Annotated in this window: 1 protein-coding gene; it reads right to left on the bottom strand. The window is 68.1% G+C overall.

Features of this window, described 5'->3' with window-relative positions; genetic code table 11:
• On the bottom strand, positions 1-263 hold a 263-nt coding region (locus K7G61_RS36190; RefSeq protein WP_225851386.1), incomplete at both ends, for a hypothetical protein.

The following is a 263-nucleotide window of genomic DNA, read 5'->3' as shown; positions in this document are numbered from 1 at the left end:
ACCTCCCCCGGCACACCCTCACCCGTCACCACCAACCACACACCATCCAGCACACCACCACCAGCACCCACCGCCAACGGCAACCACCGCACCCCATACCGCCACGCATCCACCGCCGACACCTCACGACGACGCCGACGCCACGACGCCAACGCCGGCAACATCGACTCCAACCCCGGCAGCGAACCATCACCCTCCAAACCCAAAGCCGCCACCAACGCCTCCGGATCCTCACGCTCCACCGCCGCCCAGAACCGCACCTC

It is taken from the genome of Streptomyces sp. HPF1205 (assembly GCF_020400825.1).
In the GTDB taxonomy this organism is placed as follows: Bacteria; Actinomycetota; Actinomycetes; order Streptomycetales; family Streptomycetaceae; genus Actinacidiphila.
Note: the sequence above shows the minus strand (reverse complement) of the source record. Positions and strands in the feature narration are given on the sequence as shown.